Annotated in this window: 13 protein-coding genes and 1 pseudogene; 1 reads left to right on the plus strand and 13 read right to left on the minus strand. The window is 66.1% G+C overall.

Annotated features, from left to right (window positions below; translation table 11 throughout):
- Positions 1–496: 496 nt before the first annotated feature.
- From QZ588_RS15265 to QZ588_RS15320, 12 genes and pseudogenes are all read right to left on the minus strand, one after another.
- Complete coding sequence (locus QZ588_RS15265) at positions 497–2,392, minus strand: hypothetical protein (RefSeq protein WP_295543803.1); 1,896 nt, start codon at positions 2,390–2,392, stop codon at positions 497–499.
- Positions 2,389–4,698 (minus strand): AAA family ATPase, encoded by a 2,310-nt coding sequence (locus QZ588_RS15270; RefSeq protein WP_295543804.1) that lies wholly within the window; start codon positions 4,696–4,698, stop codon positions 2,389–2,391. Before QZ588_RS15270 ends, QZ588_RS15265 begins: the two co-directional genes overlap by 4 nt.
- On the minus strand, positions 4,619–6,166 hold the full coding sequence (locus QZ588_RS15275; protein ID WP_295543805.1) for a hypothetical protein: 1,548 nt from the start codon (positions 6,164–6,166) through the stop codon (positions 4,619–4,621). The genes QZ588_RS15270 and QZ588_RS15275 overlap by 80 nt, the downstream gene beginning before the upstream one ends.
- A complete protein-coding gene (locus tag QZ588_RS15280; protein WP_295543806.1) occupies positions 6,150–9,467 on the minus strand; it encodes a DEAD/DEAH box helicase in 3,318 nt (1,105 codons plus the stop codon). The genes QZ588_RS15275 and QZ588_RS15280 overlap by 17 nt, the downstream gene beginning before the upstream one ends.
- Positions 9,468–9,479: 12 nt before the next feature.
- Complete coding sequence (locus tag QZ588_RS15285) at positions 9,480–10,871, minus strand: protein kinase (protein WP_295543807.1); 1,392 nt, start codon at positions 10,869–10,871, stop codon at positions 9,480–9,482.
- Positions 10,864–11,583 (minus strand): protein phosphatase 2C domain-containing protein, encoded by a 720-nt coding sequence (locus tag QZ588_RS15290; protein ID WP_295543808.1) that lies wholly within the window; start codon positions 11,581–11,583, stop codon positions 10,864–10,866. Before QZ588_RS15290 ends, QZ588_RS15285 begins: the two co-directional genes overlap by 8 nt.
- A complete protein-coding gene (locus QZ588_RS15295; protein WP_295543809.1) occupies positions 11,583–12,257 on the minus strand; it encodes a VWA domain-containing protein in 675 nt (224 codons plus the stop codon). The genes QZ588_RS15290 and QZ588_RS15295 overlap by 1 nt, the downstream gene beginning before the upstream one ends.
- A gap of 49 nt (positions 12,258–12,306) precedes the next feature.
- Positions 12,307–12,612 (minus strand): DUF4258 domain-containing protein, encoded by a 306-nt coding sequence (locus QZ588_RS15300; RefSeq protein WP_295543810.1) that lies wholly within the window; start codon positions 12,610–12,612, stop codon positions 12,307–12,309.
- Between the two features lie 146 nt (positions 12,613–12,758).
- On the minus strand, positions 12,759–14,267 hold the full coding sequence (locus tag QZ588_RS15305; RefSeq protein WP_295543811.1) for a sigma 54-interacting transcriptional regulator: 1,509 nt from the start codon (positions 14,265–14,267) through the stop codon (positions 12,759–12,761).
- A gap of 901 nt (positions 14,268–15,168) precedes the next feature.
- A complete protein-coding gene (locus QZ588_RS15310; protein ID WP_295543812.1) occupies positions 15,169–16,422 on the minus strand; it encodes an IS256 family transposase in 1,254 nt (417 codons plus the stop codon).
- Positions 16,423–16,464: 42 nt separating this feature from the next.
- Positions 16,465–16,683 carry a transposase gene (locus tag QZ588_RS15315; RefSeq protein WP_295543813.1) on the minus strand — a complete coding sequence of 73 codons (219 nt, stop codon included), beginning with the start codon at positions 16,681–16,683 and terminating at the stop codon, positions 16,465–16,467.
- A 25-nt stretch (positions 16,684–16,708) separates the two neighbouring features.
- Positions 16,709–17,248, minus strand: a pseudogene (locus QZ588_RS15320) (ArdC-like ssDNA-binding domain-containing protein).
- Positions 17,249–17,684: 436 nt separating this feature from the next.
- On the opposite strand from QZ588_RS15320, the gene QZ588_RS15325 reads away from it, so the two are divergent.
- Positions 17,685–19,886: a helix-turn-helix domain-containing protein gene (locus QZ588_RS15325; protein WP_295543814.1), complete on the plus strand. Its 2,202-nt coding sequence runs from the start codon at positions 17,685–17,687 to the stop codon at positions 19,884–19,886.
- A gap of 100 nt (positions 19,887–19,986) precedes the next feature.
- On the opposite strand, the gene QZ588_RS15330 is transcribed toward QZ588_RS15325, so the two are convergent.
- Positions 19,987–20,307: integrase core domain-containing protein (locus QZ588_RS15330; protein ID WP_295543815.1), on the minus strand; the 321-nt coding region annotated here is incomplete at its 5' end.

Consider the following 20,307-nt stretch of genomic DNA (forward strand, 5'->3'; position numbering starts at 1 on the left):
GCAAGATCTTGCCATAGCTCGCCCAGCAATGTCTGCCCTCAGCAACGGTTATCTGGGCGGGGGGTCTGAACGGCTACTGTTCGACAGACCGGACATTGGGTGGCCGAGTACAACAGCGCAGCAGTCGCTCTAAACAGCTCTACCCTGGCCAGCAACGCTGACAACCGCGTCAAGGCAAAAGCCGTCGCGCTCCCAGCCGAGCATGTCACGGCCCACCTCGGGTTCGAACGGGCCGCTCCGGGATGAACCGTTGCAGCACACGGCAGCGCCCTCGAACCGATTGAATCTTGACCATTCACGACGATGATGCTCAACCGCGCGCGCCTCGGGGAATCCTCGCTCGCGCATGCCTCGGTGAAAGCGAGCGCGATACTCCCGCGCGGGCGCCTGCGCTTCCGGCACCTGGCCGACCCGCTCATTGCAGACGCAGCGGCAGCGCGGCGTCGAGCCCGGTGATGACGACGGCCCTCGATCACGCCCGGGCGATGCGCACGGGCTACTGCTCCGATATCACAGGGACGTGCAGCCAGCGAGGGCCGAGGGTTGCGAAGCCCTGCGGCTCCCGATCGATCCGTGTCAGGCGAAAGAGCCGATCGCGCAACTCCCACTGACAGCCGCAATCGCACTGGGCAAAGAAACCGGAAAGATGGGATTCGAAGGTCGCGGCGGGCCGCGAACAGTCGGAGTCGGGGCATTGCATCAGGCGGTCCAGCTGCATCTTGCGGTTGGCGATCTGATCGCGCAATTGCGGGCGGGCGTGCTGCTCCAGGGCCTGGCGCAGCCGCTGCCAATCGGCGTCGCTGACTGGCCTGTACAAGGCGTGCCCATTTCGTGTGTCTCGAACGGTTTCCGGCCAGGCCCCTGCCACGGCGGTCGGCAGCCGCGGAAACACCTCGCCATAGCCGGCCAGCCGCCGCTGCCAGAGCCAAGCGGCGACGAGCGCGTGGGCCTTCTCCTGCGCGTACAGGTCAAGCGGGGATAGCTGCAAGGCCAGATGGCCGGCGACCAGATGCTCCGGCGGCGACACGAAATCCGTGCACTCTGGGGCATGCAAGAGGCAGGGAACGCGGACCTCCCGGCCCTCGTCGAGCGTGTGCGTAACCCACTCGGCCGCGGTGTCCGTATCGTTGAGCGCTGCGGACGGCACGAGCACGAGACGATGACTGTCCATGCCGATGACCCAGGTGTGATCGCGGCTCTCCAAGCTCACTGCGTCGCTCCAACGGTCGCAGTTGGCCTGCGCCGATGATTCGCCTGACCAGCTGACCTGAAAGTCCAGTGCACGAAGCACGCGCAGCAACAGCAGCCCGATATAGCGCTCGTATCGGTCCTCGTCTGCGCGGCGCCGCGCGAGCACCTGCACGGGCCGTTCGCGCTCGGCCGCGGTCGCTGCCAGCCAGGCGTCCCAGAGTCGGCGCAGCTGGCGATAGTGCGCGTCGTGCTGCAATAGATTGGTCGGCACCAGGCTCAGGCCGACTTGGGCGCCGCGGGGGATCGACTGATACAGGGAGCCGCCGTTGAGGCCTTTGATCCTTCGTCCCTTGAGCGCTCGGATGCGCTTCAGCGACCATGCCAGATGATCCAGCTGCTCGCGGTTTTGTTTCAGCAGCTCGCCCGCTTCGCCGGCGCTGACCGCCTCTCCCCAGACGGCGCAGATGTCCCGCCGCAACTGCCAGTCCACCGCTTCGCTGTTGTTGAACTCGAGCCCTTCCTGGTAACGCGCGGCAATACCGCTGAGCTTGCCAATGCGCCCCTGCAGATAGCGCTCCAGATGATCAAGCAGGCGTGCATAGACGCGGTGCTCGTAAATGTCGGCATCATCGTCGCTGATACGCGCAAGAACGGTCTTGGGCACGACGCCGCTCAGCGTCCGGGCGGCCCAGCACTCGGAGTGGGCGGCCAGATGGCGCTGAAAGCCGGTGTCCAGGCGCCGGGCGCGGTCCACCGGCAGCAGTTCGGTCTCGTAGCGCATGCTGAGTCGTGGGCGGATCGCGATGGCATCCAGATGCCCTCGCTCGAAGACCTCGTCCAGCAGCGCGTCCAGCCGGTTCGGCTCGCTTTGCTGGCCGAGCTCGGCCGGTAGCAGCGGGCTCGGCCAGCGCGCTTCGGCCAGCTCGGTCCTCGCGTCGATCGCGGAGAGAGCATCCAATGCCAACTGGTAGTTGCTGCGGTCGTCGTCCGGCAGCCGCGGGCGCCGAAATCCGCTGTCAACAGTGCCAAGACGCAGGCGGGGCGCGCCGTCATCGACCAACAGGTCTCCACCAGCAAGCTCTGTATGGCCGTTCTGGCGGGCCGCCTGCTCCAACACCCAGCGGCCTTCGAGCAGCGGTTCGTCGTCGTTGACCTGCCGCTGCCGGTCATCAAGTCGGTCCCTGAGCCTCAGGGCCGTCATCCCTGCTGCTCCTTGCGCTTGATTTCGCGCGCCAAGCGGTCGAGGCAGGTCTCCGGATCATTCTTCGAATCAACCCGCGGCCAGGCCTCGACCAAAGCCGTCTCCAGTTCCCGCAGCGTATCCAGACCTACATCGAAGCGCTCGGTGATCTTGCCCGCGCGGAACAGGCGGGTGGCCAGCAGATGGTCCATGCCCTCGCCAAGGCTGCCACCGGCGGCGATGACGACGGGAATAAAGCTCAGCGCTTGGCGCTCCAGCCGGTTGCCCCAGCCGAGATCGAAGTCGTCCTTGAGCCGGTTCGTGAACGCGCTCGTCTGTAGCGCGGCCAGGCCCGCCTCGACCGCCTGGCGGTGCTTTCTCTGTGCCTGGTCGAACTGGCGCCGCAACGAGGAGAAGCTGCACGGCAGCGGGCCCGACTGCTGCTCGACCTGGAACGGGGAGTCCTTTTCGCGCAGCTCCATCACATGCGCCCGGTCGAAGGTCTTGTCGGCGAAGCCCTTGGTGGTCTCGTCTTCGTTCGCGGTGCCGATGAACCAGAGATTGTCGGGCAACGGCAGCTTGCGGCCCTCGCAGCCGTCGCCGCGCATCAGCCGCGGCGGATCCGGCAGCTCACTCTCGGTCAACACGACCCTGCGCCGTGCCGCCGGCATCTCCAGCGCGGACAGCAGCTCGGCGAAGTATTGCTCGGGATGCGACAAGTTCATCTCGTCGAGCAGCACGATGTTGATGCGGTCCTTGAACGGCTCGGTGCCGGCCCGGTAGATGGCCTGAAGGCATTCGCGCTCGTAGAACCGCCGCTCGAAGGCGTTGAAGTGGCCGAGCAGATCGTCGCGGTCGCGCCAGCCGGCCTGGACGGGTACCTCGGTGCAGTGGCCGCCGACGGCCTTCGCGAACGCCAGCGCCAGGCTGGTCTTGCCGGTGCCGGAGATGCCCTGAAGGATGTGCAGCTGGCTCATGGCCAGGCCGCCGAGGAACAGCCGGATGACCTGCTCCGGATAGAAGAGCGGCGCATCCAGCGCGCCGGCAATGCGATGGCGCAGCTCCCGGGCGAACGCGTCGAGCGTCGGCACTTCCTCGACGCTGGCGGCGCCGACGAGGTCCTTGTCCATCTTGGTGAGCGCCTCGAAGGCGGAACGGCCCTGCTGGCGTGTCGTCAGGTCGTCGAGCCGCTGCTCCAGATCGGTGACGGCGCTGTCCAAGGCGCGTTTGTGCTGCTCCAGCACACGCTTTTCCTGTTCGAGGGCCTGCCTTTCCAGAATACCGACGCGGCGAGACCCGACCTCATTCTTCAGCTCGTTGATCTGCCGGACTTGGTCTTCCAGCCGCTGCTCGTAGTCGTCGCAGCGCTCGCGCAGGGAATCGTTTTCGGCCTCCAGGTCGTCGTCGGAGCGATGGCGCTGGTCCTCGCGCAACCGGCGGTTCTCGCTGCGCAACGCGTCGAGCTGTTCGATCAGGTCCTCGGCATTGGCGAGGTCGTGTTGCCGCAGCAGGTGGGATAGCTGCGCAAACCCTTCCAACTCCTTCTGTTGGCGTTGAATCAACGCTTCATCCCGTCCGGCAAGCTTCACGGACTCGTGGATGCGTCGCTTCAACAACATGATCTCGCGGTGGTGCTCGCCCTCGACGCGTTGGCGAATCTCCTGCTCGATGCTGTCTTGGTTGCGTCGCGTCTGCTCGAGCCGCTGGCGCTCCAGTTCCAGTTGCTGCCGGTCGTCTTCCAACGCCTGGCGGTTCTGCGCGACGGCATCCTTGTCCGCCTGCTGCTCGGCGCGGAAGGCGGTGCGCATCGCATCGATGCGCTGCCGCGCCTCGCGCTCGTCCTGCTCGGTGCGGGCGATGACCTGGTCACGCTCGGTCTCCAGCCGCCGAATCTCGTCGTGCAGGGTTTTCAGCGCCTCGCGCTGCTGGGCGAGGAAGCCATTTCGGGCATCCAGCTCACGCAGCTCGATGGCCCGTTCGCGGTCGTTGAGCGACCCTTCCCGCTCGGCCAGCGCCGTCTGTCGCTGTTCGTGGTCCGCCGTTGCGGCAGTCAGAGCGGTCTCTTGCTGCTTGGCCTCGGCGAGACGGCGGTCGAGGTCTTCGCGCTTCGCGTCGAGATCGGTGAGTGCCGCATCCAGGGCCGCGACGCGCTCGGCGAATTGGTCCTTTGTGCCGTCCGGCATGGAATCCAGTTCTTCTTTGCTGGGCACCGCCGCGGCGGCCGTCTCCGGCAGCGCCGGATGGCCTTCAAGACGGGCGATCTGCTCCGGCACCTTGTCGTGATTCGGTTGGTTGGTCCCGTTCCGGGCGCGTCTGTTCTTGGCCATCTTCCAGGATTCCTTCGATCAGTCGTTCAGCGATTTGCAGGGCGGTGTCGGCATGCTTCAGGGCGAGTTGGCGGTCTGGTGAGCCGCGGTGCTGGTCACCGCCATGACCGGCGGCATCGCGATCTGCCGACAGTGAGAGCAGCCGCAGCGTCAACTCCTCATCCAGTGCGATCTGGCGAAACGGGTGACATCGATGGTCGGCCAGCGACAGCAGAACCCCGGCCAAGTACTGCCGCAACGAGCCGGTGCGATACTTCAACGCTCCGAAGACCTTATTGGGCTGCACGCGCAGCTTGTTGATGCAGCGCTCCGACAGATCCGGCATCGCGCAGCGCAGCGCTTGTTGCAGGTCGGCCTGCTGCATGTGCCGGCTCAGACGGTCTTCCGGCCGCTCCAACGGCCACTCCTTCAACAGCCAAAGGAAGCACTGTTCCAGCGTGCGCTGGCACTGAATGATCAGGTTGCCGATCTCCTCGGTGCGCCCGTGGCTGCCGGCGGCATCGACGGTGGCGCGCACCCGGAGCAGCTCAACGAGTCGGTCCTCCAGCCCTGGTATCCGACCCGCGGCAGGAAAGCGCTCGAAGACCTCGAAGCGGACCATCTCGTCCTCGCGGCGGCGGTAGCTCTCCCAGTCGTCCTTCTCGTCCGTATCGCCCAGCAGGTCGCCGAGGCGCTTGGCCAAAAGGGGTACGCGGCGGCTGGCCTCGAAGACCTCTTTGCGCATCCAGTCGGCAGCACGGGTCTGACCGAGGGGGTCGCTGACGAGCCAGGGATGCTCGTCGGTCGGACCCTGGTAGACCCGGCACAGCACCCAGCAGGGTCGCGGCCTTGGGTCGACCAGCTCAATGGCGTCGCTCGGCAGGTCGTCCGGATCGCTTTGGTCGCCACGCAGTCGCCGATGGCGGCGGGCGAGGCGGTCCTGCCTCAGCGCATCGCGAAACTGTGCGACAGTCGGTTGCGTTGGTGACGTCCGATGCGGCGGCGATAGCCGGAACGGCGACAGCGTCCGACCGGAATCGCGATCAGCGAGGAAGCTTGGGTAGAGGGCGGCGGGGTCGATTGGCTCGATCTCGCGCAGCTCACCCCTCTGCCGAGGCCACAGCGCGCCGCTCTCGGCGCTTTGAAAGAGCAGCGCGGCGCGTTGATGCAGGTCACCCTCGCCGCCGCGCTCCAGTTGCTCTTGGCCAGGCTCGGTCAGCCGCCGCTTCTGATCGAGGAACCCGTTCGGGATCAGTTGGGCGGAGACGATGTAGCGAACCAACTCGCCGTCGACACCCAAATGCTCGGCGATCCAGTCAGGGTCATCGCAGCCAGCGGCGTGCAGCCGGAGCACCGTGAAAGCCAGCACATTGAGGCCGTCGCGGCGGCGCTCGGGGACATGCAGGGTCCAGACCCAAACGGGCCAGAGCAACAGCTTGCCCCGGTGATCTCGCTGATAGTCCAGGTAGAGATCAGAGAACACGGCCATGCTCCCCCTCGCAGAGCGCCAGAAATGCGGCGAGACCCGGCGCGGCCTCGGCGGTCTCCGGCGCGCGGGCGAGCGCAACGTCGCCGATGGCGATCAGCAGCCGCCGCTGGCGGCTCATGGCCACGTTCATCCGGTTCGGCACGCGCAGGAAGCCGTACTTTCCGGTCAGTGCCCGCTCCCGGTCGTCGCCTCGCACCGGCGCATCGGTGCGCACGACGGACAGCAGCACGATGTCGAATTCCTTGCCCTGGAAGGCATCGACGGTGCCGACCAGGAGCCGTTCGCCGCCGCTCTCGTCACGAGCCCATTGGGGTCGGACCTGCCAGCGACCCTTTGGCTTCTCACTGAGCCCCTGCTCGCCCATGTGCTCCAGGATCAGGTCGCGCTGGGCGGCGTAGAAGGTGATGACGCCGACGCTCAAATCCGGACAGGCGTCGAGGATGCGCCGCGCCTCGCGGGCGGCGCGCTCGGCCTCCACCGTGCGGATGCGGCTGCCGGCTGGCAGGCGACGGTCGCGGTCGTCGCGCTCGCGCACCGGCACGTCGATCCAGGCACAGACCCGACCCTCCAGGCCTGGCGCCTCGTGGTCGAAGTCGTCCGCGGGCCGACCGGAGTCGATCGGAGACTCGCCCGCGGCCTCGTAGAAGGTGCGGCTGACGAATGCGCCAAGGACCGGGTGCATGCGGAACTGGGTATCGAGCATGACCACTCGCTTCGGCTGGCCGGGATGCTCCTGCTCAAGCCGACGCAGCCCTTGGACAAGCCGTTCGAACAGGCTCTCGCGCAGGGCCTTGTGCTCGGCCTCGTTCAGGTCGCCGGCCAGTTCCAGGGCTTCTTCGGTGTCCGGATCCAGCAGATGCGGCAACTGGCGGTGGTCGCCCACCAGCACGATACGCCGGCGACCCATGGCCATCGGGATCAGCAGGTCCAGCGGCGTCGCCCGCGCGGCCTCATCGATGACCACGGTGTCGAAGCTCATACCGTCTTTGGGCTGCAGGCTCAGCAGCCCGCGCATGGGCTCGCCCGCCGCCTGCTGGCAGGTGGCGCCGAGCACTGTCGTGTAGGCGCCCACGGCGTCCTCGATGCCCGACGCGTCGAGCCGCAAGTCGTCCAGGTAATCGCCGAGGATCGCGAGCCGCGCCCACTCCGGCCGGCGCTTGAGGTGCTCGTCCAACTCGCCGAGCAGGGTGTCGAGCAAGCGGCAGCCCTCCGAATCCAGCGCATTGCGCAGCACGGGAGGGCGCAGGTCCGGGCGGCTGTCGGTGAGCAGCCGCTCGCGCAGGTCCGCGAGATCCGCTAGCTGTCGGTCTGAAGGTGCCAGGGTTATCGCGAGTGCCTCGAGCAGGACGCGATCACTTGCCACGAGGTTGCGGTCGAGCCGATCGGCGAGGTCCAGCAGCCGCAGACACTGTCCGGGACCGTCGTCGCCGAAGGCGCCGGCGCTGGTGCGCAGCGACCAGATGGCCCGCCGCCAGAGACGGCGTACCGGCTCGGTCGTGCCGGCGTTCCCGGGGTCTATCTGGCGGGCTGCGAGCCAGTCGCGCCAACGCCGTTCGGTGGCCGCAGTTGGCCGGAGGCGATGCGTATCGGCTAGGTCTTGGAGCCTGGCGTCGATGTCGCGCGCCTGCTCGGCACGCTCCGCGGGTGTCAGCGACTGGATGCGCAGCCGGGTCGTCGCATCGCGCAAGCCCTGCAATGCGGAGAAGACCGGTTCCGCGGCGATGGCGGCGTCGAGTCTTGGGCCAAGCTCCGCGAGCCGCGTCTGACGCCAGCCCGAGAGCCGATCGGTGTCGGGATTGTCCGCATCCCGGCGACGCCCGCCGACGCGCAGCCCCGGCAGACCGAACACCTCGATGCGGCCCAGCGCGTTGTCCACGGCGTCGTGCTGAAAGCTGGTGATCAGCAGCTGGTATTGGATCGAGGCCGGATCCGGATAGACCTCGGCGAGGCGCCGTTGCAGGGCGCTGATAACCTGGGTCTTGCCGGTGCCGGGTGGGCCGATAATGACGGCAATGTCCGGCGTGTTCAGCGCTACATCCAAGGCGCGCTTCTGCATGTCGGTGGGATCGCCCCGAAAGGCAGCGCGGGCCTGTCGGCTCAGGGCCCTCTCCCGGCGCCAGTCGCTGCGGGTCGGTACCGGCTGGCCTTCCAACAGGACGCGCAGCTGCGGCATCGGGTTGGCGCTGGTGTGGATGCGCTCCAGTGCCTGTTCCCGGCGTTCGTGGGCCTTGCGTTGGCCGTGGATGGACAGGCATAGCAAACCGACCGGCGGCGGGGCGTCGTGATCGCGGTCCGCGGCGTAGCTGAGGGTCAGCCAGTTGCCGTTCAGCGCAGGGCGCTCGCCAACCACGGGCCGGCCACTGTTCTTGGCGTCGGTCTCTTCGCCGTCCACCATCCAGGCCGGCGGCTCGGCGCAGGCCTCGATGGCCAGGTCCGGCAGCTTGCTGTCGCGGGACAGTGCCTCCCAGCGCTCGAGCCACTGGCGGGCCTGCTCCGGATCGACCTGGAAGCGCCAGCGGAGCTGTTCTTCGCCACCGGGCTCACGCACGGTATAGCGCAGGATGCCGAGCTCGCGTCCCGCCTGCGTCGCCTTGCCCCACTCGATGGCGTCGTAGCGTCGCCACAGCTCGACGTAGTCCCCGTGGGCATCGAGATACTCACGGAACAGTTGGCGTTGGGCTGGCGAACGCAGTGCAGCGGCGACGCCGGCATCGACGATTGCGAGCTCGCCGTGTAGCAGCGTCAACTCGGTGTCGGACTGTCGCGCTGGCGTGAGGCGCGCGATCAGCCAGCGGCCGTCGCGCTCGCGCAGGTCGGCCTCGTGGCGACGACCCACCAACGTCAGATGCGTGCCGGTGCCGTCGGCCCGGGCCAATGCGCGGGTGCCGTCGAGCCCGGGCGCCCGCGCCAGCAGCAGCTCGTCGTTCAGCCAGGCGCATGCGGCATCCGCGGTCGGTTCCGTGATACGCCGCTGCTTGTGGAGCTGGTCCACCAGCCGGTCGTCGACGCCGACCTCAAGGTCCAACGGTAAGGGGGCTCGGCAGCGCAACGCGCGCAGGCGAACCATGTCCCTCTTGGTGTCGATCAGGCACCAAAGGCATTGGCCGGCGCCGTAGCGCAGGGAATCGCCACGGTCTGCGTATTCGACCGGAACGATGCGCTCGTCCTGCTGCAGAAAGCGCTGGCCGTTGTCCGTGATGAGCCGGGCCTCGGCTTTTGCTTGCCAGGGGCTCGGCGGTGCTTCCAGCGTGCGCAGCCCGACGATCTCGGGCTCCAGAGCCTTGCAGTCGATCAATTCCACTGCGCGCCCCTTCTACCAGGTGAAGCGCCAGAACGGGCGTAGCTGCGGCGCGTCCGTATGGCAAAGGGTCAGCGCAAGTGACAAACCGCGGCGCTGGTGCGACTTCAATGATTTTTTCTGTGTGAACGCATACACCTGGCCATCAGAACACCTAACAAGCGTTAGCTCGGCGTGCTGGGCCGGCTCCATGTGCAGCTCCCCATTTTCCAACCACAGCTCGCAGACGCGGGGCGCATCTCGATAGCCGCGGGTTCCCGCCGGAGCGAGGTGCAGAACGAGGGGCGTATCGGCTGCCAGAGCGACGCAATCACCGGTCTCAAGAAATCGTTCGTCGGCTGTCTCATCGCTCTCCCAGCCGTGCATGAGCAGCAGCCCGTCGGTAGTCACCTCATCGCAGAACGGACACCGCCGGTCATCGTTCCAATAGAAGCTGCTGCCGCAGTCCGGCGCGGTGCAGTCCAGCATCAACGCCCAAGCCGCCTCCAGTGCGTCGGCCCATTCGGCCAGGCTGGGGCGTGCCAGCGGGTCGTCGCGGCCGGCATTGAAGCAGTCCTCGAACAGAGCCCGGAGCCGGGGCGTTGCGACCAGCTCCAGCGGCAGACCGTCGCAGGCCTGGTTCGAGGTGTCTTCAGGGTGATGCACCCAGGGCAGCTCGCCGCGCAGGGCACGCTCTTCCTCTTCGGGCTCGGCGTCGAGCACCGCCTCGCCCTTCAGCGGATGGCCATGGGTCAGCAGCTCGAACGCCAGCACGGCAAAGGACCAGGCATCGGTCAGGCTGTTGACGCCACGCTCGCCGCGGACGACCTCCGGCGCGCCGAAGCCCGGCGTGTGCAGGTGGCCGTTACCCAGCCGCTCGGTGGCGCAGAGGTTGTCGCAGTCGATGAGCCAGATCTGGCAGTGCTCGATGCTCTGGGATACGAAGACGTTGTTCGGCGACAGATCACCGTAGGCCAGGCCCCGCGCGTGCAGCCCGGCGAGGGTGGCTGCCAACTCGCGCAGCAGGGCCAGGCGTCGGCGCAGCCCGCCGGTGGCGAGGTAGCCCGCGAGCCCGTCGCCGTCAATCAGCGCCGCGAGACTACGCTCCAGGCCCGTTTGCAGGGGCTCAAGGCCATCCATCAGCTCCATGACATAGCCGGGTGGACGTTCGATCAGGGCGATTGGGCGGGCGATGTGCAGCCCGTCCAGCTCTTGGTTCAGTACCCAGTTCAGCCGGTTGACCCAACGCCGCCGACGGTCCGGGTCTTTGTCGGTGAAGAGCTTGATCAGGATGTTCTCGCGGTCCGTCGTACAGACGACGCCCTGGCCGCCCTCGCCGAGCTTGCCGGTCAGTTGATACTCGGTGCCTGCCGCGTCGCGGGCGACACGGCGCTTCTTGGAGCCCCTTTGCTGTCGCTTGTCATTCATTGCTGATGCGTCCTCCTGCGCGATAGACGACGGCAATGGTCTTGTCGTCGCTGTGGTGCCTGGTCGGCCAGTCGTTCAGGTCACGGGTCAGCGCGACACGCGCCGCGCGGGCGCCGCGACGGCGCAAGTCCACCACCAGGGATTCGATCAGGCCGTCGGTGTCGCCGAGATCGTCGGCGATGCCGTCGGTCATCAATGCAAGCCCGTGGCCGGGCTCGGTCAGGGCGCCGCGTGCGAAGTGCCAATCGGCGAAGCGACGCGAGACACCGAGCCCCAGCGTCTCGTTGCCGAAGGCATCCGCCTCGCGCTTGGCCAGGCCCCGGACCGGCTGCGGATGCCCGAGGATCAGTCCGTCGCCCAGCTGCGCCAACCGAAAACGGCCGTCCGGCAGCCCGCGGGCCAGAAGGCAGGTCGCTGCGGCATCCGCGGGCCGGATGTGCTCTTTGGCCAGTTGCGCGAGCCAGTCGCGATAGAGGGTCTCGACCCAGGCGCGATCCTCGGCCTCGAACGGCACCTGGCGGACGCTCTGCCTTGCAGCCCGACAGGCGGCGCGAGCGCCGGCGCGGGCATGAGTGCGGGAGCCCATGCCGTCGCTGACCGCCGCGAGCCAGCCCCAGCGTCCCCGGCGGATCAGGACCGCGTCCTGATTGGGCAAGCCCGCCTGAAGATGTGCCGGTCCGGGCACCGAGGCCGCGTGCAGGCGCACGCCCATCAGAAATCCAGGTCCAGCTCGTCGTCGTCGCCGACGCGGCGATAGTCCAGCCGCAGGCTGGCGCTCGGATTGGCGCTTTGGGAGTGCTTGGCCACGCTCATGGTCACGGCGCGGAAGAAGCGCACGATCTCGGCGGCGTTGTCAGCGTGGAACAGCGGCGCTTCAGGGTCGTTCGCGAATTCGGTCAGCATGGCCTCGTCGGCGTCGTTGCCGATGGCGAGCGCGATGCGGGTCGCCTTGGCCGCGCGCTCGCTGGCGAGCAGCGTCCGGAACGGGCCTTCCCAGTCGTCGGTGGGATGGCCGTCGGAGACCAGCACCAGGATCGGGCGATAGGCGCGGGACGGAATCAGTTCCCGGTCCTCCACCAGCTCGCGGGCGATGTCCATGGCCGCGCCCATGGGTGTGCCGCCGTTTGCGACGAATTCCTGGATGCCCTGGACCTGGTGCGCCGGCGTCAGCGGCAGGTGCGCGGCGGCGCTGCCGCCGAAGGTGATGACGCCGAGGTGGATCTCCCCGCGCAGGCGGCTCTCGGCGGCGAAGCTCTTCACCATGTCCCGTAGGGACTGGTTCAGGGCCTCGATCTTGCCGTCCATGCCCATGCTGCCGCTGGTGTCGGCCAGGATGATCACGGGCAGCGGGCGAGCGGCCTTGACGGCGAAGTCTTTGATGGGCATCGAAGTGGCTCCTTGGGGTGATCCGGTTGGTAAGGGTTCGGTTGCAGGGTCAGTCGCGCGGCAGGCGCGCGTTGCGATAGACGGTGATGACCGCATCGCTGCGGGGTGCCATCAGCACCTGCAGGTTCTCGAGCGGGCGCAGGTCCAGGCCCGAGCGGGCGTAGCGACGAACCTCTTTGCGGCCGACGAAGTAGAAGCGCGCGCCGCGCGTATGGCGGCAGCGGCCGAAACGCAGGACCGCGGCGAGCTGGTCGCGGCGGATGCCCCGCTGGCTCATGCGCAGGCTGGCGTGGTCGGTGAGCACGAAGGGAGTGGCTTGGCCGGGCGACGAGTCGTACTGTGCGGGGCTGTGCATTGCGGCTGCTCCATGGTGGTTGTCGCCGCTAATACTCCATATTCCATGCCAACTATTTTATATATTCAAATCAACCACCTGTATCGAACTTAGCCTCAGTGCGCCTCAGGAAAAAGTAACGAGCTTTACGGCACGGGTAAACATCTTTACCGCTTACGCGGCGACTTTCTGGGACTCTCGTCAAGTCCCCGGCTGCGCAGCCTCGTGGTCAGAACCTGGTGGCTACCTAACCCCAACAGCCGACTCGCCTTTGTCTTGGAGCCTTCGGCCGCCAACAGCGCGCGCTCCAGATAATGACGCTCAACGTCGTGCAGGAGGGTGTCGAGCTCGAAGCCGTTCCCTAGGGAACGGTTGAGTATATCGTCCGAAGCCGCTGGGCGAACAAGAAGCGCCCCTTCGATATCGGGGGCATCGACCCGGCCATCCGTCGCCCAGAGCGCCGCGCGGAGCAGCGCGGCGCGCAGCTCCCTGACATTGCCGGGCCAGGCGTGGAGAAGCAGTCGGTTGCGGGCAGCAGGCGTCAGTGACGGGGTTTGCTGGAAACCCAATTGTTCGCCGATCTCGGTCAGAAAATGCTCGGTCAGGCGATACACGTCGCCCTGGCGCTCGCGCAGCGGAGGCAGTTCCAGCACACCGACCGCCACGCGGTAGTACAGGTCTTCGCGAAACCGCCGCTCGGCGATGTCCGCTTGCAGGTCACGGTGCGTGGCGCTGATCAGCCGAACCTCTACCGCACGCTCCTTGTTGCCCCCGACCGGAACGACTTGCCCCTCCTGCAAGACACGGAGAAGCCGCACCTGCGCTGGCGCCGACAGCTCGCCGAGCTCATCCAGGAACAGGGTGCCGCCGTCGGCCTGCTCGAAGACGCCTGCCGCGTCGCGTAGGGCTCCGGTGAAGGCGCCCTTGACATGGCCGAACAGCGTCGAGTCGACCAGCTCAGGCGGAATGGCGCCGCAATTCACCGCGACGAAAGGTTGGGTGGAACGGGCGCTGGAATTATGGATTGCTCGCGCGAACAGCTCCTTGCCGGTGCCGCTCTCGCCGAGGACAAGGACAGGGACATCGAAACGGGCGAGCGCGGCGGCACGCCGCTTGAGGTCCTGCAGCAGCGGATGCCCGGTGACCACACGCTCGAAGCCGGCCGTCTCAGGGACATCCGCCGCGACCAGCTCGCGCAGTTGCCGACCTGCCTGAGCGGCTCCAGCAGGCTGAAACTCTGCGGAGATGGCAAAGGGAAGATGCACTGGCTGCACACCCTGTTCCGGGGATGCTTGCAGGAATTCAGCTGGAAAGCGCGTCTTGCCCAGCAGGATCCAGACCGCCTGCATCGCCGGTGTTCCCGGGCTGATCAGGATGCTTCGATGCGCCTTCGAATGCCGGCCCCAAATCTCCTGGAGCAGCGCTTCCGCGGCATGATAAATATCGGTGTAGTCCACGGGCGATCGGAGCGCCGCGTGACGCGCATCAATGTTCGCTGGAGCCTTGAGCCGCAACCATTCCAGATATGGCGCGACCTTCGCCGGTGCATAGTTAAACAGCAGGTACGTCTGATCCGGCATCTGCTTCCGTATGGTAGCGAGGACGGGACCGTCACCATCATCATCCACCGCATCCAGGTCGCGCTGTCCGATCCAGCTAATCAGCAATTTTCTCAATAGAAATTACGCTTTCATCACCTAAGGCATACCAACGATGCTACCAGGGGACGCAGATCGAGTTCGAGCACAGGCTCCAGCTGAGCAACAAGGACCCAGTCAGGCACCGGCTCGGGCCCGCCGTCACACGCGGGCAGGCCACCGGCGTGAGAGATCGGGGCCAGGCGTGGTGGCGCCCCGATGTGGGTGAGGATCTGTTCGAAGAGCGGGGCATCGGTGATGAAGGCTGCACTCGGCCCAACGTCCGCTACTGTTAAGGGTTATCCGATGCCTACCGCCGTGTGGCGCGCGCGATCGGAGCCGCTGGGCTGGATGACTGGAACGGGCCGTTCCGGTTACCGCGGCCGGCGGTAGGCATCGGATAACCCTCGAGGGAGGAAACCGCGGGCCATTGGGGACGGCGTCAGCGGGGGCACGGCGCTATGGGGATTTGAATCGAGTGCCGGGGTGGCAGCAGTGTGTCTGTGCGTGTGGCGGGTGTCGGCGAGGGCCTTGACCGAGGGTGGCGCGGCTCTGAAGCCTGCGATTTGCGCCCGCCAGCGCGGTGACAGCGGTGAGCAAGCGGGGCTTTCAGCGTGCAAGCACAAAGGCGCCCGTGCACCGGCGAGGCGATGCGTGCAGGGGGCTGACACCCGGTGGCTGGCGGCGCGCGTGCTCATGCCGCCTGTCTCATGGCCGATGGTGGTGCCCGCGGTGCATGGCCGCGCTCGGAGCGCTCGACGATGACCATCGGCGCGCCGCAGCGGGGACAGCGATGGGTATCGTCGCTCAGGCGATCGGCTGCACCAGGCGCTGCGGTGCTGACAGGCAGAGCAATGAGCGGTGAGAGCGGGGCCGCCAGCAGCGCGCGCGCCTGCGCCAACTTCTCGACGAGTTATTGTCAAATCTGGTGTACAGCCGCTCAGGCGGCGACCCTGTCTTCCTGATCGACGACTTGCTCTCCGTTGCGGAACTGGACGTTGTTGACGAGCAGTTCGAGCTTCCTGAATCCCTTGATGCGCTTCCACCCCTTCTGGGCGCTTTGGAGCAGTTTGAAGACCATCGTCAGGGTGGTCTCGCGTGAGCCGCAGTTGCGCATGCGGTCGCTGCGCAGTCGAACCGTGGCGAAGGTCGACTCGATCGGGTTGGTGGTGCGGATGTGCACCCAATGCTCGGCCGGGAAGTCGTAGAAGGCGAGCAGCGCATCGCGGTCCTTGGCCAGGCAGTCCATGGCGCGGGGGTACTTGGGCTCGAAACGCTTGAGGGTCTGGTCGAAGGCCGTGTGGGCATCCTCGCGGGTCTCGGCCATCCAGATCTCATGCATGGCCGCCTTGATCTTCGGCTGCACCGACTTGGGCAGCTTCTCCAGGACGTTGGCCGTCTTGTGCACCCAGCAGCGCTGGTGCGCGGTGTCGGGGTAGAGCTTGGCGAGTGCCTTCCAGAAGCCCAAGGCACCGTCGCCGACGGCCAGCTTGGGACCCTGCATCAGGCCGCGCGCGCGAAGCCCCGCGAGCAGCTCGTACCAGCTCGCCTCGGATTCCCGATGACCATCCTCCACGGCGATGAGCTCCTTGTCGCCGTGCTCGGTGACGCCGACGATCACCAGCAGGCAGACGCGATCATCCATGCGCACGTTGCTGTAGACGCCGTCGACCCACCAGTACACCCAGCGCCGCTCGCCGAGGTCGCGTCGGCACCAGGCGCGGTGCTCCTCGATCCAGTGCTGCTTGAGCCGTGAGATGGTGTTGGCCGACAACCCCTTGGCCTCGTCGCCGAGCAGGGCCGCCAGCGCCTCCTGGTAGTCGCCGGTGGACACCCCCTTGAGGTAGAGCCACGGGATCAGCTCCTCGACGCTGCGCGCACGCTTGAGATAGGGCGGCAGCAGGCTCGAGCGCAAGCAGGCGCCGCCTCCGCTGCGGTCGCGCACCTTCGGTACCTGAATCTCCACATCGCCGATCCCGGTTTGCACCGTGCGCCGCGGCAGGTAGCCGTTGCGCACCACCGCCTGGCGCTCATCCTCTAAGCGGTGCTCGGCATATCCCTCCAAGAACAGGGCCAGCTCCGCCTCGACGGCGTCGGCGATCAGCTTGCGCGCCCCGCGACGCAGCAGCGCATGCAGCGGATCACTCTCTTCGGTCTCTGGTTGTGAAAGAACTGATAGCGTAGACTCGGACATGGCGTATCAACCTCTGTTGGCTGTGATCTTGGTGGTGATCAGTCAGCAGGATACGCCATCCCTCCAAGGCTGCGCCGTACACCAGAAACGACAATAACTCCGAAACCGATAGGCCCCTTGCGTCTCCGCCCTGCCCGCACAGGCACCCGGCAGGCTCGCCGTAGGTCGATCGGCCAAGCGCTCCGCCAGCAGCACGGTGCGTGCCTTCGGGCGCTTGTCGCCCAGATCCAGATCCCGAAATTCCTCGGCTGCCCAACCCATGTTTACCCTCACTGATCAGCATGCTTTACAGCATGTTACCGGAGGGATCCGGAGTTGTGTGCGACGAGATGCGCTCAACCGGGTCCAGCACCGGCGCGGCGGGGGCGTGGTAATGCGCGGGCAAGCCCTCGATCTGCTCGACGTTGAACACGGTGTAGCCCTTCATGAAGGGGATTTCGCGCAGTGCGGTGTCGCCGCTTTTGGGGTCTTCCTCCTCGCGGGTCAGCTTGTTGGCATAGACCACAAGCGAGCCCTTGGAGCCCTTGCGGACCTGTGCGCCAAGCTCCTGCGCCTGGCGGTAGGTCATCTAGATCGGAGCGGCGAACCCCTGCTCGACGGCGGCGGCACAGAGCATCACGACATTGATCCCGCGATAGGCCTTGCCTTTGGCGCGCAAGGGCTGGGTGATCCGCCCGGCGGCGTGCTCGGCGTTCCACGGTTTCATCCAGGTTCGAACCCCGTTTTCCAGATCGGCGACGATCTTCGCGGTGACGCGCTCATAAACATCCTGACGGTTGCCATTCGCGGCGGTCTTCTTGGTCTTGGTGTTGGCCTTCCGGGCCATCTTCCAAATCTCCTTTATTTCCGGGTTGCGCCTGCAACCCGGAGGCGAGGCCTCGCGGCCTGCGGAGCGGGGGGAAGCGGTCAAGGCTGGCCGCCGGGGGAGGGGGATCGCCCGGCCTGCACGGAACGTTGGTGAAGGAAGGCCGGGGACACCCCGGCGGACACCCGCAGGGCTGCCTTGACGGCGTGGGGGCAAGGCCCCCTCGAAGAAGAGAGAACGACGCGCGGCAGCGCGCCCGGAGCAGGCGGCGTGCCGCCGTCCATACCCCGCAAGGGATCGTCACCGGATGGCCGAGATCCGCTAAGAAATGCGGCGGGGCTCAGGGCGGCGCAGACGCCGCCTAGAGCCCGGTCCTGGCGGGATGCGCCTCATTCATCAGAAAATTTCAGCCTCAACCCTTGTCTCTGCATATTGTAAGCATATATGCAGCGACTATGTGGAAGATATTTTGGCGGCGGAAGTTGTGGTGATAGACATGCAAAACACGAGAACGGCGGGCGCGGTGGCACGCTTGCGGAGCGCCTTGGGCGCGACGCAATCGGATGTGGCGAAGAAGGCGGGGGTCGATCAGAGCCGCCTGTCGCGGGTGGAAACGGGCGAGGTGGTCGCGCCCGACGAGATCAGGCGCGTGCTTGAGGCCCTGGCGACGCTTGGCTCCAAAGAGGCAGTCGATTTCCTTCGGTTCATGGATCGGGAATGGCGGTTCATCGAGCCGCCGTCCTACTGGAACCCGGAACGGGCCTCACTTGAGATTGCTGAGGAGACCCTTGAGAAGATCGAAGCCTTTCTCGGCGACGAGGAGCAGCCCTGGCCGCTGCGGCGCCAGCTTGCGCGCCGGAAGGGCGACCTGCTGCGGGCGTCGGGTTTCCTGACCCGGCTGAAGCACAACATCGCCTTCATCGGCGATATCGGGGTCGGCAAATCCACGGCGATCAGCTTCATCTTCGATCTGCTGGTCCCGGCGAAGGCCGAGGATCGCAACATCAACCGGCCGGTTCTGGAAACCGGGGCCGGAGGTACGACGATCTGCGAGGTCCATATCGAGAGCGGGCCGGAGTTCGGCCTGTCGGTGACGGCGATGGACGCAGCTGATCTGACTGATCTGGTAGCGGATTTCTGTGCCGCGAAATGGGCCATGGCGCACCGGAAAGAGGGGGATAAAGCAGAAACACCGCAGGTGAGCCGCGAGGTCGAGCGGGCGATCCGAAACATGTCGGGGCTGGTGCGCAAGCGAACCATGGTGGACGGCAAGCCGCAATATAGCGACCCGATCCACGAAGTGATCGCGGACTGCAAGGGCGAGGACGAGTTCCGGGCGCGCGTGCTTGGGATCATGAAGCTTGATGAGCGGACCACCACGGAAATCTGGTACGAGAGCGGCACCCGCAAGTATCCGTCGGAGTGGATGCGCGAGACCTTCCGGGCGGTGAATAATGGCCGGATGAGCGACGTTCCGATGCCCCGGAGCATCGGCCTGATCGTGCCCGATTTCGGCAAGAGCTTCGGCGAGTTCGAGATCACCGTTGTGGATACTAAAGGCGTCGAGGACGTGGCGGTCCGCGAGGACTTGGATCACCGGCTTAAGGACCCGCGCACGGCCGTAGTGTTGTGCTGCCGTTTCGAGAGCGCGCCTGACACCACGTCCCAGGCGCTGCTTCAGCACATGAAGCAGACCTTCTCGGAGCGGTTCGATACCGGCAAGATCGCAATTCTGTCCCTGCCACGGTCGGGCGAGGCCCTAGAAGTCAACTCGGATACCGGCGAGCGGGTGCTCAACGAAGAGGAGGGCTACGCGCTCAAGGGCGAGGAGGTCACCAATAAGCTCAACAGCCAGGATTTGAGCGACGTGCCGGTCTTCTTCTTCAACGTGGAGAGCGACACAGCGGGTCAGGTGCGCGCCGATCTGTTCGGCCAGCTTTCGCGGATGCGCGAGACGGTGTCCGAGCGGCTATTCGATCTGTGCGACGCGGCGACCGAGATCATCGAAAACCATGAGAAGCACGCAGTCACGGCCGCAATCGAGGAGGTCGCCCGTCGGCTTAACACGTTTCTTCGAGGGAACGGCAAGCTCGGCGCACGAGAGCGGCACGCCTACGAGGAAGTCCTGAGCACGGTGCGCGGGGTGCGCTACGCCTCGACTCTGTGGGCCGCGACGCGGCGGAACGGCGAGTATTACGGCCTTAACATCGTCCACCAGATCGGTGTCGGGGCCGCGCGGGACGCGCGCCTACGGTCACGGGACTGGTTCACCAAGATTGAGGGTCATGTAAACGAGCTTAAAGCTGACGAAGACCTCGTGTTGGCTAAACACTCGGTGGACCAGATCGGTGCAGTGGCCGAAGCTTCACGGCGCTCCTTCCTCGACGGGGCGCAGCGGATCGCAATGGAGATTTACCGCGAGCCGCTGACGCAAGACCCGGTCTGGAACGACTGCGCGTCGGAATGGGGCAAGGGGCCGGGCTTCAAGAACCGGATCGAAGAGCATCTGAGCAACTGGTTCGACAACACCCGCCCGGATCTGAAAGAAACGCTCGACGAGCGGCTTAATGCCCTGTGGGAGCGTACTGTTGTGGTCCCGCTAATGCAGCTTACCGAAGAACATGAACCTGAACCGGAGGGCAGCGTAGAAAACGGATGAGGGAACGTCGTCAGTTTCCCTGCGAGCCTCTCGGCCTGAGACGGACGGTGTTTCTCAACGTGGTCTGGCCTACGGCCAGACCACAACCGGTGAAGTAGCATCATGCTTCCAATTCCTTTGTCTTCTTGTCAAGTCCCGGGAGATCATAGGGCCACTTACGGAACAGATCCGGGCGTTCACGGTACCAGCGTTTGAGTGCTTCGATGGGGGCGGAGTGTTCAAGGGCGCGTTGTGGGATATGTTGGTTGTAGAGCTTGACGTAGCGCTTGAGGGTATCGTGGAGGTGCTCGCCCGAGCGGCAGCGGGTGGTGTTGAGGATCTCGGCGATGCGCCCGTTGAAGCGTTCGATCATGCCGTTGGTCTGGGGGTGGCGCGGCTTGATCAGTCGGTGGTCGATGGCGTGCTCGATGCAAATCTGGTC

This window comes from uncultured Thiohalocapsa sp. (assembly GCF_913062725.1).
Classification (GTDB): Bacteria; Pseudomonadota; Gammaproteobacteria; order Chromatiales; family Chromatiaceae; genus Thiohalocapsa.